This window comes from Actinophytocola sp. (genome assembly GCF_035634895.1).
In the GTDB taxonomy this organism is placed as follows: Bacteria; Actinomycetota; Actinomycetes; order Mycobacteriales; family Pseudonocardiaceae; genus Actinophytocola.
In genome coordinates, this window is the sequence record NZ_DASQCC010000138.1 from 70,501 (window position 1) to 84,302 (window position 13,802).

Below are 13,802 nucleotides of genomic sequence, written 5' to 3' on the forward strand. Positions count from 1 at the left end.
GACCGGGGAAACCCGAGGTCCCCAAGGCTCCAGGACGCGCGCGTTCGAGGGAGGATCGTGGCCACCGTTCCGGCCCAGGTCGATGGGCCCAGCGACGCCGAGCTGATCGATGCTGTCCGCAAGGGCACGGTGTCCGCCTACGGCGCCCTGTACGGACGGCACGTCAACTCGGCGTACAACCTCGCACGCCAGCTCGCCCGCAACCCCGCCGAGGCGGACGACCTCGTCGCGGAGTCGTTCGCCAAGGTCCTGGACACGCTCCGCGGTGGGCGCGGGCCGGACTCGGCCTTCCGGGCCTACCTGCTCACCACCCTGCGCCACACCGCCTACGACAGGACGCGCCGGGAACGCAAGCTCGAGCTGTCCAGCGACGTGTCCACGGTCTCCGGCGTCTCATCGGAGGCGGTCAGCGAGGAGTTCGACGACACGGCGGTAGCCGGCCTGGAGCGCTCCCTTGCCGCGCAAGCGTTTGCGCGACTCCCCGAACGGTGGCAGGCCGTGCTCTGGCACACCGAGATCGAGGGGCAGTCACCGCAGGAGGTCGCCCCGATCCTCGGGCTCACGCCCAACGGCGTCTCCGCGCTCGCCTACCGCGCCCGCGAGGGCCTGCGACAGGCCTACCTGCAGGTCCACCTCACCGAGACCCCGGACCGGCAGTGCCGCGCGGCCGCCGAGAAGCTCGGCGCCTGGACCCGCGGCGGCCTCGCCAAGCGCGAGAAGGCCCAGGTCGAGGCGCACCTGGACAGCTGCGAGCACTGCCGCGCGCTGGCCGCCGAGCTCGCCGACGTCAACGGCGCCATGCGGGTGTTCATCGCGCCGATGGTGCTGGGCGCCGGCGCCGTCGGGTACCTGGCCACGACCGGCACGTCGCAGGCCGCGGCGACCGGGGCCATCGTCGCCGGTGGCGCCGCCGGTGCCGCGGGGAGCGCCGCGACCTCCGCGCCGCGCCAGCTCATCGGGGTGGCGGTGTCGAGCGTGGCGCTGGCCGCCGCGGTCGTCGTGGGGCTCGCGACGGGTGGCCAGTCGCCGCAGCTCCCGGCCGCCCAGCCGGTGCCGACGCAGCAGGCACCGTTGCCGGGCGCGCCGCTACAACCGCGACAACCGCAGCAGCAACAGCCGCTGCCCCAACAGGAACAACCGCAGCAACCGCAGCAGCCGCAACAGCCGCAGCAGCAGGAAGAGGAGCCGCCGGCGACCGGGGAACCGCCGTCGGCGGAGTCGGAGGAGCCCACGTCGCCCACCCCACCCGGGCCGGCGACGCTCCAGACGAGCGCGCCGAACATGCCGATCTCGCTGGTCGCGGGCGGTGCGCCGGTCGACCTGCCGCTGACCGTCCGCAACACGGGCGCCTCGATGTCGGACCCGGTCACCGCCGTGCTGACCCTGCCGCCGGCCGTGACCGCGATCCCGGTGGACGGCCTCGCCGGCCGCAGGCTGCTCGCGCTGAACGGCGCGAAGGCCGGCACGGTCAACTGCCCTGGCGGCAACGGCACCGTGACCTGTTCGAGCGGGGCGGGCCTGGCGCCGAACGAGACCGTGACGCTGCTGTTCCGCCTGGTGGCCGCGGACAACGCCATGAACGGCCGAATCACCGGCATCGTGTCGGCCGGCTCGAACGTGACGGTCGGCGTCACCCTTCAGATGAACGTGCAGAAGGCGCCGGTGACCGACGGCGTCACGCTGACGGCCGGCAGCTCGTGGTCCGGCCTGCTGCTGTGGGTGCGCCCGCTCGTGGATGCGACGGTCACCAACACGGGCACCAGCTCACTGCCGGTGACGCTGACGGTCGATCGGCCGGCGAAGGTGGTCGACTCGACACAGCGGATGTCGTGCGTGCCCGCGGGCGAGGGCACCTCGTGCACGACTCTCGCCGAGCTGGCACCGGGCGAGAAGCTGGAGGTCACGCTGAAGCTCAGCCTGGACCCGTGGTCGGTACGGCCTCAGGACCGGAACCCGGTACACCTCTCGGCAACGCTCGGCTCGGCGTCGGCCAGCGCGAAGGTGCCGCTCTGGAACTGCACGTGCCCGACCCGGCCGACAGCCCAGAGCGGATCCACGACGTCGCCGGCCACTCCCCCGAGCACGTCGACGCCCCCGCCGTCCGGGCCGGGCAAGCCGACCCAGTCGAGCCCGCCCGTGACGACAACCACACCGCCGGCCACGAAGCCCACCACGGGCGAGGACACCCCGGGTCCGGGACGCGTCGAGCAGCCGCCGACCACGGAGCCGACGACGACGGAACCGCCGACCACGTCAGAGCCGCCGTCGGACGGGCTGGGCGGCCTGCTCGGGTGGCTCCTGGGCATCTGACGGACGGGCGGTCACGCGGCGTGGCTAGACTCCGCCGGCATGACCTTGCTCTACCGCGTGCTGGCCTGGTTGCCCAAGCCGGTGCGGGACAGGCTCGTCAAGCACAAGGAGCTGCTGAAGTTCGCGGTCGTCGGGATCGTGTGCTTCGTGGTGACGAACTTCGTGAACTACGGGCTGAAGTTCACCATCCTGAACGACAACCCCGTTACGGCGCTGGGTATCGCGGTCACGATCGCCACGATCGTGTCGTACGTGCTCAACCGCGAGTGGTCGTTCCGGACCCGCGGTGGGCGCGAGCGGCAGCACGAGGCGGCGCTGTTCTTCCTGATCAGCGGCCTCGGCGTGGTGATCAACTCGACCCCGCTGTTCTTGTCGCGGTACGTGTTCATGCTCGAGGTGCCCCACGTCAGCCTGCTGGCGCAGGAGGTGGCGGACTTCACGAGCGGCATCATCCTGGGCACGCTGCTGGCGATGATTTTCCGCTGGTGGGCCTTCCGGAAGTGGGTGTTCCCGCAGTCGGACGCACGGCCGCGGGTGGTCCGCGTCGGGCGGCGCGGCGCCCGTTTGGTCCGGTTGGGCGAGGACGACGAAGCCGCATAACACCACGTGGCGCCGTCGCGCTCCGTAGACTGCGGTCGTGACCGTCGTCGAGTCGGTGCTCTCGCGGGTGCCGGAACCCTTGCGGAAGGTGCTGATCAAGCACCGTGAGCTGCTGAAGTTCGCCATCGTCGGCGGCACGACGTTCGTCATCGACAACGGCATCTGGTACCTGCTGAAGCTGACGGTCCTCGAGGAGAAGCCGGTCACCGCGAAGATCATTGCGATCATCGTGGCGACGATCGTGTCGTACGTGCTGAACCGCGAGTGGTCGTTCCGGACCCGCGGCGGCCGCGAGCGTCATCACGAGGCGGCGCTGTTCTTCGTGATCAGCGGCATCGGGGTGGCACTGAACTCGCTGCCGCTGTACATCTCGCGGTACTGGCTGAACCTGGAGGAGCCGCACGTGTCGCGGCTCGTGCAGGAGGTCGCGGACTTCACGAGCGGCTCGATCATCGGCATGCTGCTGGCGATGTTCTTCCGCTTCTGGGCCTTCAAGCGCTGGGTGTTCCCGGACGAGCTGGGGCACCGCAAGCGCCGCGGTGAGCTGACGCCGGTGGACGACCCGGCGGAGGAGCTGGGCCATTCCTGAGCCGCCAGGCCGCGCGGTCTCAGCGTGGCGAGCGCTCCGCGGGCCAACGGACGCCCTGCACGTCGCCCGCTCTCGGGACCGGCAGGAACACCGTGAACGTGGCCGGGCGTTTCACCGACAGTTCCAGCCGGCCGCCGTCCGAGTCGATCAGGGCCCGTGCCAGTGCCAGGCCCAACCCCGTCGAGCCGCCGCCCGACACACCCCGCTCGAAGACATGTTCCGCCAGCTCGTCCGGGACGCCCTGGCCCAGGTCGGTCACCTCGATGACCACCGTGTCACCCGTCGCCGCCACGCCCTCGCGGGCCGACAGCGTCACCGTGCCGCTGCCGTGCCTCAGGGCGTTGTCCAGCAGGACGCCGATCACCTCGCGTAATCGGCCCGGTGACGCCTTCGCGAACAGGCCCGGCTCGATCTTCACCTTCAGGGAACGGCCTACCGCCCGCAGCGGGGCCCGCCACTCGTCGGCGATGCTGGGGAGCTCCGTGGCCAGGTCGACCGGCACCGCCCCCGCCGAGCGGGCCTCCCGAGCCGCCGCCATCAGCTCGTCCAGGACCTCTGCCAGGCGTTCCGCCTGCTCCAGCGCGGCCTGCGCCTCGGCGGCCACCTCCTTGTCGGGGACCACCGTGAGCTCCTCGATGCGGAGCTGTAGCGAGGTCAGGCGGCTCCGCAGCTGGTGCGACACGTCGCCCACCAGCTCACGCTCGCGTTGGACCAGCTGTGCCAGTGCCGTCGCCGACGCGTCCAGCGCCTCCGCCACCGAGTCGAGCTCCGGCACGTCGTAGCGCGTTCGGTCCAGCCGGAAGTCGCCGGCGCCCAGGCGGGACGCCCGGTCGGCCACGTGGTCCAGCGGTCTGGCCAGGCGCCGGGCCGTGACCGTCGCGACCGCCGTGCCGCCGCCGATCGCCGCGATGACCACCAGGACCACCAGCAGCGCCACCTGCGTCTGTGTCGTGCGCATCGGGGTGGCGTCGATCGACAGGCGGACGCTGCCGTGCTGGACGATCGGCACCGACTCGGTGACCGTCTCGCCGCGCAGTGGCGTCCCGAACTCGTCCCGCTGGCCGGTGTCCGGCAGGGTCACGACGAGGTGGCCGCCTGGCGGGACGCCCAGCTGGAGGCTGTTGATGTCCAGGTCGCCGCCGCCGGCCAGCTGGTCGTCCAGCGTCGCCGCGATCTGTCTGGCGCGGGCACCCAGCTCCTCGCGGGTGATGCTCTCGACCACGGCCGTCGCGGAGAAGCCGAGCGGGATGCCCAGGGCGCACGCCGTCACCGCGACGGCCATCAGGATCGCCAGGAGGATGCGCCGGCGCATCGCTCAGTCCGTGTTGAAGCGGAAGCCGACCCCACGAACGGTCGCGATGCGGGAGCCGCCTTGGCCGACCTTGCGCCGCAGCCACGACATGTGCATGTCGAGCGTCTTGCTGGTCCGCAGCTCGGGGCCGCCCCACACCTCGTCGAGGATCTCCTCGCGCGTGACCACCTGGCCGGCCTTCTGGATGAGCACGCGGAGCAGCTCGAACTCCTTGTTCGCGAGCGTGACCTCCTCGCCGTCCACGATGACCTGACGAGCGGCGAGGTCCATCTTGACGCCGTTCACCTCGATGGTGCCGGGGGCCTGCCGCCGGAGCAGCGCCCGGATGCGCGCGAGTAACTCGGCAAGGCGGAACGGTTTGGCGACGTAGTCGTCCGCGCCCGCGTCCAGGCCGACGACGAAGTCGACCTCGTCCGCGCGGGCGGTCAGCATCAGGACTGGGATCCCCCGGCCGGCCGCACGCAGCCGACGGCACACGTCCAGGCCGTCGATCCCGGGCAGCCCCAGGTCGAGGACGAGCAGGTCGACACCGCCGCCGTTGGCGGCCTCGAAGGCCCGGTGTCCGTCCGCGACGACCTGGACCTCGTAGCCTTCGCGGTTCAAGGCACGGGACAGCGGATCGGCGATCGCCGTGTCGTCCTCGGCCAGCAGCACCACACTCACGGTGCCAGACTATGCCTACCGGCCGTGGAGATCAGCTCGGAAGGCACCCCGGCTCGCGGCGGGATCGCTGGCGTCGGTCCGGAGGCGTTCCCCTCGATACCAACACTTGGGCACATGACAGCATCGCCACATGCATGCCGATGACCTCGCCGTCGCCCTGCGGCTCGCCGACGCCGCGGATGAGATCACCACGAGCCGGTTCCAGGCGAACGATCTCGTCGTGAGCCGCAAGCCGGACCGGAGCCCGGTGACCGACGCGGACACCGCCGTCGAGGACACCGTGCGGGAGATCCTGGACGAGCTGCGGCCGGATGACGCCGTGCTGGGCGAAGAACGTGGCGGGGCGATCGGCGTGGGCCGGACGTGGGTGCTCGACCCGATCGACGGGACGAAGAACTTCCTTCGTGGCAACCCTGTCTGGGCCACGTTGATCGCTCTCGTCGACGGTGGGGCGCCGGTGGTGGGCGTGGTCAGCTCGCCGGCCATGCCTCGGCGGTGGTGGGCGACCGCCGGCGGCGGCGCGTTCGTCGCCGCTCCGGCGGGCGAGCGGCGGTTGCGGGTCTCGGGGGTGGCCTCGCTCGAGGACGCCTACCTGTCCACGACGGACCTCGGGGCCTGGGTGACCTACCAGACTCGGGAGGCCTACCTGGCGCTCGTCGACTCCTGCTGGGAGACGCGCGCGTTCGGGGACTTCTGGCAGCACGTTCTCGTCGCCGAGGGGTCGCTCGACCTGGCCGCGGAGCCCATCGCCAACCCCTGGGACCTCGCGGCCGTTCAGGTGATCGTCACCGAGGCCGGCGGGGGGTTCACCGACCTGAGTGGACGGTCAGGCTTCACCCACGGCAACTGTCTGGCATCCAACGGGCTGCTGCACGACGCGGCGCTCGGCGTGCTTCAGGCGGGGGTCAGCGCGCCGCGGACGACCTGAGCCCAGGTCAGCCTGCCGAAGAGGTAATGGCAGGCGACCTGCTCGTTGCTGAAGCGGGCCCAGTCGTACCGGTTGCCCTGCTCGCGCCAGAAGACCTCCCAGGCGTAGTTGCCGTCCTCGTCCGGGTTGTCGTCGCGGACGAGACACCACGCGTTGTCGGCCTCGGCGCCGACCGACACGACCTCGGCTGGCACGCCGACGGTGGCCAGCCACGCGGTGATGGACTCGGCGTTCATGCGATCTCCTCTAGGTGCCCGAGCGCGACCAGCTCGACGGCGGAGTGGGTGGTCCGGTACCGGACGCCGCCGCCCGGCTGGCCGAACCACGCCGCCGAGACGGCACGCCAGACGGGCAGGGGCTTGACGATCCGGTAGCGGCGAAAGCCGGTGTCCTTGTGCGGCGGCGGCAGCGAACGCTGGGCGAACGGCGTGCCGTCCGCGGCGAAGACGCGGCCGTGGGGGGTGCCGAAGCGGTCGATGACCGTGCCCTCGGCGAGGACCTCCGGCTCGCCGGAGGCGCTGCCGCCTTCGGGGTACTGCTCGCTGGTGGGCCAGTTGTACTCCAGGCCTTCCGGGCTGATGCCGTGCGCGGTGACGCTGCCGAGGCGGACGAGGTAGCGGCGGTCCCAGTCGCGCTCGTGACCGCCGCCGAGCGGGTCGTGGTTCTCGAGCAGGTTCTCCACGGTGGGGTGGTCGGCGGTGAGGCCCGCACTCGGGGTGACGGGACGCATGCTGGGGACCGTCGCGGGATCCGAACCTGGTGGGGCCTGGTGCGCTCCGGCCGAGGCAGGTGGATGGCCGGTGGAAGGGTTGCTCGCGGCCGGGTGTTCGGCCGGGCCCGCTGCCGGCGGACCCGACGCGAGCGGTGCAGGAGCCGGGGGTGCCGCGGCCGGTGGGAAACCCACGGCGGGCGAGTGGCCCGACGCCGGCGGTGCCACGGCTGGTGGGTAGCCGGCGGCTGGCGAGACCACGCCCGGGTGGCCGGCGTCCGCGGGTGCGTAGGTCGGCGGGGTCTCGGCTGGTGAGCCCGGGGGCGGGTAGCCGGCGGCTACTGCCTCGGCCGGGTGGGCCGGGGGTGGGAGTGGGTAGCCGGGGGCCGGGGTCGGGGCGAACCTCTGGTACGGCGGCTGGGCTTCGACGGCGGCCTTCGCGGCCGCTTCCCGGGCTATGGCGGTCTTGATCTCGGCGAGGCGCGGGGCGGTGTCGACCAGGTGGAACTGGGGGTGGTCGCCCGGCTCGAAGCGGAGGCCGGCGGCGTAGTCCAGTTCTGGCGGCGGGGGCGGAAGCTGGCGGGCGGGGCGGTACGAGGCGACCGGGAGGTGGCCGATCGGGAACATGTGGATCCAGAAGGCGGCCAGTGCCTCGTTGCGTTCGCCCTTCGCTGGTGGTGGGGCGCCGGGTGGACCCGCCATCTGCTTGCGTGGGGCGGGTTCCTGGCCGCGGTCGGCTCCCGCGCCCGGGACGGCGGCGTAGGTCGCGGGACGAGCTGGTTGCGCCGCGGGGGCGGGACTCGGCCCGCCGACCGCGGGGGCGCCGACCGCGGGAGCGCCGCCGGCCACAGGGGGTACGGGAACTGCCGGGGCGCCGGCGAAGCCCGGGGTGCCGCCGAATGCCGGGGCGGCCGGGTTGAGAGGTGGGGCGGCGGTCGCGGCGGCGGGTGGGAGGTTGGTGGGGGCGGGTGCGGCGGACGGTTCGAGGCCGCCTGCGAAGCCTGCCTGGACGGTCTGGCCCGTGGCGGGGGTGGGGACGTCGGCGGGAAAGTTGGTGTGTGGCACCGGACCGGTGACCTCGGGGTCGGCGGGAAGTGTTGTGCCAGGGAGGTTGGGAGGGAGGTCGCCGGGGTGGCCCGGGGCGGGAAGCGCGCCGCCAGGGCCGGTGTTGGCGATGTCGCCGGGGACCTGACCGATGGTGTTGCCGCCGTGTTGGACCAGGTCCGCGGCGCCGGAGGTGCCGTGGCGGGGGATCTCGCCCGCCCCAGGGGCCAGCTGATCGGCGGTGCCGCCAACAGCGTCGCCGGCGTGGCGGACCAGGTCCGACGCGTCGCCGGTGACGTGTTGGGTCACGCCGGTCACGCCGGAGACGGTCTGGTCAGCCGCACCCGTGACGTGGTGCAGGAGGTTGCCGCTGGACGGTTGGGCCAGGTTGCCGGCGCCCGGGACGGCCTGGGTCGTGTTGGTCGTGACGGTCGTCGCTGTCTGGCCGACGTCCGTCACCGCGTGGGTGACCACGTCCGTGGCCGTCGTGGTCACGCCCGGCAGTAGGTGGTGGCCCGGGTTCGCGTTGACCGGGTTCTGGACCGTCGCCATGTCCACGCCGGACGCCGGCTGCACGGCACTGACCAGTTGGGTCTGGATGTGGGCCACGTTCGCGGCGGTGCCGCGAACGGCGGTGTCCAAACCCGCCAACGCCGTCGGGTGGCCTGCCTGCGCCGCCGCGTTGGCCGCGTCCTGGTTCTGGGCAAGGCCCACCAGGTTTCGCACTATCTCCACCTTCGCCGTGCCCACCTGGTTCGCGGCGTGTTCCAGTCTGTCCGCGGCCGCGTTCGCGTCTCGCACCACCGATGTCAGGTGGCCGTTGTCCGGGTCCACGAACGTCTTCCACTCGGTCGAGGCCTTCGTCGCCGTCTCGCCCGACACCGTCTGCAGTGCCGAGCGGGCCGTCGTGTCCGCGTCGGTCGACAGGGTGGACATGCTCGTCGCCGTGTCGCGCCAGGCCTGGGCCTGTTTGGCCATGGCGTCCTCGTCCGCCTCCGGCCACTCCACCCCTGCCTGTGCGGCCACGTCCGCCAGTTCCGGTGGCAGTTCGATGCCCATTACCGCTCCGTGGACTTCACATGCTCGACCGCCGACTCGTCGACGGCGCGGTAGGTACCGGCCGTCTCGGTCAGGCGGGTGCTCACCGAGGTCAGGCGTTCGGACAGGCCGGACAGGCGCGTCAGGGCGTCATCGGCCGGGGTGGCGTGGACCGCGCCGAAGCTCTGGCCGACGGCGTCGGCACCCCAGCAGGCGCCGTCCGCCGACAGGGCGTCATGCAGGTTGCGGTGAATGGCCGTCATCCGGCCCACCAGCGGCTCGAACTGCGCCGCCCGGCTCGCCAGCCGCTGCGCGTCCACCTCGAAACCATCGAAGCCGTCACCGTGCATCGCGTGTGCTCCCCGAGTGCATCCACGTCTTGTCCTCGAACGTCTCCTCCGGCGGCTCCGGGGCCGGGACCGGCGTCAGCTCCTTCGCCGACAGGTCCGCGGTGCCGCGGAGCAGTGCCTCCGGATCGGTGTCCGTCGGGAGGACGGGTGCCAGTACCTGGCCGGCGACCCGGGTGACTCGCGAGGTCGCCTCCGCCGTCGTGCGGACGATCAGCGCGGCCAGGTCCGCCGGACGCAGTGCGCGGTAGGCGTTCTCGGCAATCTCCAGGGCCACCAGCGACCCGGACGCGGACACCGTCACCGCCACCAGGCCGTCCTCGCTGGTCACCGTCTCGCGGACGGTCGCCAGCCTGCGTTGGACGGACCCCAGCTCTTCCCTACTCCGCCGGTAGCCGGCGATCAGGTCCTCGACCTGGGCTCTGTGATCGGCCACCACGGCCACCTCCGCTGGGGACGGCATTGGTCCCGCGTTGGACGCGCAGGTGCGTTCCGCGGTTCCCGTGAATTTTCACAGGCGCGTCCGGATCGCGCTGTACACCGCGCGGGCCAATGGGCCACCAACCGGTGAACGTGGGCCGCCGAAGGGTTCCGGGGTGCCGGTCAGGGGGCACAGGAGCGCCGTCGCGTCGGTCGGGGTGCCGGTGCCGGGGACGCCTGCCCCGAACAGCGCCTGGGCCTTGGCCTCCGCGACGGTCGCGACGGCGTTGACCAGCGCCGCCGGCGAGAGGCGGCGGGGCAGCCAGCAGACGGCGTTGATCGTGCCCACCGGTTCGGGGAACGTGGCGGGACCGGCCGCCCAGGTCGGGTGGGCGCCGATGCCCGTGGTCACGGACACCTGGACGCCGCTGTCCGACCGGTGCTCGACCTCCCGCACGTCGACCGCGGTGAGGAGGCCGATGCCCGGTCCCACAAGGCCCAGCGCTGCGGCGATCTCGGCGAGGTGCCGGTCGGGGTCGAGGCGTGCGTACTGGTTGGCGACGGTCGCGTTGACCACCCAGTGGCGCTCGCCCATGCCGCCGCCGAGCACCCCGGACGAGATGGCGAACCAGGGCGTGGCGGGCCGCCACACCAGGACCGGTGAGCCGACGACCTCGGCCAGTTCAGGAGTCACGGGCGTGGCCTCCGGCCCCCGGTTCGATGGTCTCACGGAGGGCCGACGGTTTCGGGGTCACCGCAGGTCACGGCGTACCAGGGCGCGCCGGGTGCCGCGGCGGTCCACGAGCTCGAAGCCCGCGGACTCGAACATCGCGAGCGTGCCGTGGTACAGGTCGTCCGAGCCGCGCTTCTGGCCCTCGGTGTCGACCGGGTAGCCCTCGACCGCTGCCGCGCCGTGCGAGCTCGCGTAGTCCACCGCGGCGCCCAGCAGGGTCCTCGACAGGCCGCGGCGGCGGGCGTCGCGGTGCACGAAGAAGCACGTCACCGACCAGGTGTCCGGACCGGCGTCGGACCGGCTGATCCTGGAGGTCGCCAGGCGCGGGTAGCTCGTGCGGGGCGCGACGCCCACCCAGCCGAGCGGCTCGCCGTCGTCGACGGCCAGCAGGCCGAGCGGGGCCTTGTCGTCGACCTTCGCCTTCAGGTGGTTCCTGTTGCCCTCGCCCCAGTCCGCGTCGACCTCCGCGCGGGGGCGCATGAACCAGCAGCACCAGCAGCCGGCCACGGTCTTGTTGGCGCTGAACAGCTTCTCCAGCGACGGCCAGGTGTCCGCGGTCAGCTCGACGATCTCCACGTCAGCCCCGCAGGGCGCGCACCACGCGGGACGGGCTGGGGCGGCCCAGCTCCCCGGCCATCCACGCGCTCGTGTCGGCCAGCCGGTCCAGGTCAACGCCGGTCTCGATGCCGAGGCCGTCGAGCAGCCACACGAGGTCCTCGGTGGCGAGGTTGCCGGTCGCGGACTCGGCGTACGGGCAGCCGCCGAGGCCGCCCGCGGACGAGTCCACCGTGGTCACGCCGTGCCGCAGCGCTTCGAGGGTGTTCGTCAGGGCCTGGCCGTAGGTGTCGTGGAAGTGGACGGCCAGCCGCTCGACCGGGGTGCCGGCGTCCGCGAAAGCCCCGAGCACCGCGGAGACCTGGCCCGCGGTCGCGACACCGATCGTGTCGCCGAGGGACAGCTGCGAGCAGCCCATGTCCAGCAGGCGCCTGCCCACCTCGACGACCCTCGCCGGGTCCACCGAGCCCTCCCACGGGTCGCCGAAGCACATCGAGACGTAGCCGCGGACGTCCAGGCCCTCGCCGGTCGCGCGGGTGACGACCGGCTCGAACATGGTCATCTGCGAGTCGAGCGTGCGGTTGAGGTTGCGGCTGGCGAACGTCTCGGTGGCACTGGCGAAGATCGCGACGTGCCGGACGCCCGCGGCGAGCGCGCGGTCCAGGCCGCGCTCGTTGGGCACGAGCACGGGATAGCGGACGCCGTCGTGTTGTTCGAGGTTCGCGAGGAGCTGCTCCGCGTCGGCCAGCTGGGGGATCCACTTCGGGTGGACGAAGCTGGTGGCCTCCAGCGTGGTGAGACCGGCGCCGGCCAACCGGTCGAGGAACTCGAGCTTCACCTCGACCGGCACGACCGTGTCCTCGTTCTGCAGGCCGTCCCGCGCGCCGACCTCCCAGATCGTGACTCGTTCCGGGAGGCCGGGGGCCGGGATGACGGTCGGCAGACCGAGGTCGCGCGCCGTCACGACCTCGCCTCGCCCGTGCCTCGCGGGCTAGTGGTGGGCGGGCGCCGGTCGGGACGCATCATGGCTCGCTCCGCTCACCGCCGGCGCTGGTCGCCCTGCGGCGGGTACGGCTGGGTCGGCGCCGCCTGCTGGGCGTCGAAGCCGCCGCCCTGCTGCACGTAGTCGTCCTGCGGGTTGTCGTTGATCTCCCGGTACAGCATCGTGTGCACCTTCTCGACCTGCGGGATGTCGTCGAACTCGAGCGGCTCCTGCGCGGAGGACTCGATGATCAGCGTGCCGCAGCCGAAGACCCGGTCGATGAGACCGTGCTCGAAGCGCACCGTGCTGATGCGGGCGAGCGGGATGTCGATGCCGGTGCGGTTCAGCACACCCTCACGCGCCATGACCCGGTCGGTCGTGACGATGAAGTGCGTGGTGCGCCAGCGGATGAACGGGATGAAGAACAGCCAGACAAGGAGGACCAGCGCGACGGCGCCGATCGCGATCCAGCCGATCAGGTTCCACGACTGGTCCTTCACGAGGATCGCGAGCCAGATGCCCACACCGACCGTGACGATCAGAACCAGATAGGGGACGAGCAGCATCTTCCAGTGCGAATGCTTGTGGATGATGACGTGTTCGCCCTCACTGAGCAGCTCATCTGGGTAAGCCACGGCGTCCTCCCGGGTAAAACGCCTCGCCGACGGTGTCGCGGTAACCGTACCGGCGAGGCGCACGTCCTCGGGTGCTGACCCGCAAAGATGTCCTACCGTTGTGATCAGTCGGCTCGCAGGTGCACGACGTCGGCGGCGGAGATGGCCGTCGGGGTGCCGTCGTCGAGCTTGAGCAGCAGGCGACCCTCATCGTCGACGTCCACCGCCACGCCGGTCAGCGGCTCGCGTTCCGGCAGTTCGACGCGGACCCGCTGGCCGATCGTGCCGCATGTCTCCCGGTAACCGGCCAGCACACCTGAACGGGCGACGTCGCCGCCCGACTGGCGCCAGAGGGCCTCGAACTCGGCGAACGCGCGCAGGAAGCCGGCCGCGATCTCCGTGCGGTCGGTGTTGCTCGCGCCCGCGTCGGCGAACGAGCCGGGCGGCAGCCCGCCGGGGCCGGGCTCGGCGCCGTCCGGCAGCGCGGTGACGTTCAGGCCGACCCCCACCACCGCCGCCTGACCGGGCGCGACCTCGGACAGCACGCCGGCGGCCTTCTTGCGGTCGGTGCCGACGAGCAGGTCGTTCGGCCACTTCAGGGACGCCTCGATCCCGGCCGTCTCGCGGGCCGCGTGCATGAGCGCGAGGCCGGCGACCATGCCGAGCGTGCCGAGCCGCTCGGCCGGCACGGTGGTGGGGCGGATCAGCACGGAGAGGTAGATCCCCGTCCCCTCAGGTGACACCCAGGTGCGTGACCTTCTACCCCGGCCGGCGCTCTGCCGCTCGGCGAGCAGCACGGTGTGGTCGGCCGCGCCCTGCCCGGCCGCGGACATCAGGTCGGCGTTCGTCGAGCCGGTGGTGTCCACCACGTCCAGCGCGGCGTAGGGACCGTTCGGCGCGACGAGCTGCTCGCGCAGTGCCAGCACATCCAGCTTGTTCTCGGTCACATACGGGAACT

At 72.3% G+C, this 13,802-nt stretch carries 15 protein-coding genes; 4 read left to right on the forward strand and 11 right to left on the reverse strand.

Going from position 1 to position 13,802, the window contains the following annotated elements; genetic code table 11:
• Positions 1 to 57 precede the first annotated feature (57 nt).
• The 3 genes from VET29_RS19965 to VET29_RS19975 are packed head-to-tail and all read left to right on the forward strand — an operon-like array spanning position 58 to position 3,499.
• Positions 58 to 2,310 carry a sigma-70 family RNA polymerase sigma factor gene (locus VET29_RS19965; protein ID WP_324922573.1) on the forward strand — a complete coding sequence of 751 codons (2,253 nt, stop codon included), beginning with the start codon at positions 58 to 60 and terminating at the stop codon, positions 2,308 to 2,310.
• A gap of 39 nt (positions 2,311 to 2,349) precedes the next feature.
• The gene (locus VET29_RS19970; RefSeq protein WP_324922575.1) at positions 2,350 to 2,910 is read left to right on the forward strand and encodes a GtrA family protein; all 561 of its coding nucleotides are present in this window, start codon (positions 2,350 to 2,352) and stop codon (positions 2,908 to 2,910) included.
• Positions 2,911 to 2,947: 37 nt separating this feature from the next.
• On the forward strand, positions 2,948 to 3,499 hold the full coding sequence (locus tag VET29_RS19975) for a GtrA family protein (protein ID WP_324922577.1): 552 nt from the start codon (positions 2,948 to 2,950) through the stop codon (positions 3,497 to 3,499).
• Positions 3,500 to 3,518: 19 nt separating this feature from the next.
• Here VET29_RS19975 and VET29_RS19980 read toward each other — a convergent pair whose 3' ends face one another.
• Both VET29_RS19980 and VET29_RS19985 read right to left on the reverse strand, forming a co-directional pair.
• Positions 3,519 to 4,811 (reverse strand): ATP-binding protein, encoded by a 1,293-nt coding sequence (locus VET29_RS19980; protein ID WP_324922579.1) that lies wholly within the window; start codon positions 4,809 to 4,811, stop codon positions 3,519 to 3,521.
• A 3-nt stretch (positions 4,812 to 4,814) separates the two neighbouring features.
• The gene (locus tag VET29_RS19985; RefSeq protein ID WP_324922581.1) at positions 4,815 to 5,474 is read right to left on the reverse strand and encodes a response regulator transcription factor; all 660 of its coding nucleotides are present in this window, start codon (positions 5,472 to 5,474) and stop codon (positions 4,815 to 4,817) included.
• Positions 5,475 to 5,604: 130 nt separating this feature from the next.
• Between VET29_RS19985 and hisN the strand changes: the two genes are divergently transcribed.
• On the forward strand, positions 5,605 to 6,402 hold the full coding sequence (gene hisN / locus VET29_RS19990; RefSeq protein WP_324922583.1) for a histidinol-phosphatase: 798 nt from the start codon (positions 5,605 to 5,607) through the stop codon (positions 6,400 to 6,402).
• Here hisN and VET29_RS19995 read toward each other — a convergent pair.
• The 9 genes from VET29_RS19995 to VET29_RS20035 form a co-directional block, all read right to left on the reverse strand.
• Positions 6,369 to 6,638 (reverse strand): hypothetical protein, encoded by a 270-nt coding sequence (locus VET29_RS19995; RefSeq protein ID WP_324922585.1) that lies wholly within the window; start codon positions 6,636 to 6,638, stop codon positions 6,369 to 6,371. The genes hisN and VET29_RS19995 overlap by 34 nt on opposite strands.
• Complete coding sequence (locus VET29_RS20000; RefSeq protein WP_324922587.1) at positions 6,635 to 9,214, reverse strand: TNT domain-containing protein; 2,580 nt, start codon at positions 9,212 to 9,214, stop codon at positions 6,635 to 6,637. The genes VET29_RS19995 and VET29_RS20000 overlap by 4 nt, the downstream gene beginning before the upstream one ends.
• Entirely contained in the window at positions 9,214 to 9,543 is a 330-nt protein-coding gene (locus VET29_RS20005; RefSeq protein WP_324922589.1) for a hypothetical protein, read from the reverse strand. The genes VET29_RS20000 and VET29_RS20005 overlap by 1 nt, the downstream gene beginning before the upstream one ends.
• Positions 9,533 to 9,976: a YbaB/EbfC family nucleoid-associated protein gene (locus VET29_RS20010; protein WP_324922591.1), complete on the reverse strand. Its 444-nt coding sequence runs from the start codon at positions 9,974 to 9,976 to the stop codon at positions 9,533 to 9,535. The genes VET29_RS20005 and VET29_RS20010 overlap by 11 nt, the downstream gene beginning before the upstream one ends.
• A gap of 75 nt (positions 9,977 to 10,051) precedes the next feature.
• A complete protein-coding gene (locus VET29_RS20015; protein WP_324922593.1) occupies positions 10,052 to 10,654 on the reverse strand; it encodes an adenosylcobinamide amidohydrolase in 603 nt (200 codons plus the stop codon).
• A 57-nt stretch (positions 10,655 to 10,711) separates the two neighbouring features.
• Entirely contained in the window at positions 10,712 to 11,269 is a 558-nt protein-coding gene (locus tag VET29_RS20020; protein WP_324922595.1) for a GNAT family N-acetyltransferase, read from the reverse strand.
• A gap of 1 nt (position 11,270) precedes the next feature.
• Positions 11,271 to 12,212 carry a hydroxymethylglutaryl-CoA lyase gene (locus tag VET29_RS20025; RefSeq protein ID WP_324922598.1) on the reverse strand — a complete coding sequence of 314 codons (942 nt, stop codon included), beginning with the start codon at positions 12,210 to 12,212 and terminating at the stop codon, positions 11,271 to 11,273.
• A gap of 74 nt (positions 12,213 to 12,286) precedes the next feature.
• The gene (locus tag VET29_RS20030) at positions 12,287 to 12,865 is read right to left on the reverse strand and encodes a PH domain-containing protein (protein ID WP_324922599.1); all 579 of its coding nucleotides are present in this window, start codon (positions 12,863 to 12,865) and stop codon (positions 12,287 to 12,289) included.
• Between the two features lie 104 nt (positions 12,866 to 12,969).
• Positions 12,970 to 13,791 carry a biotin--[acetyl-CoA-carboxylase] ligase gene (locus tag VET29_RS20035; protein WP_324922601.1) on the reverse strand — a complete coding sequence of 274 codons (822 nt, stop codon included), beginning with the start codon at positions 13,789 to 13,791 and terminating at the stop codon, positions 12,970 to 12,972.
• Positions 13,792 to 13,802: the final 11 nt, after the last annotated feature.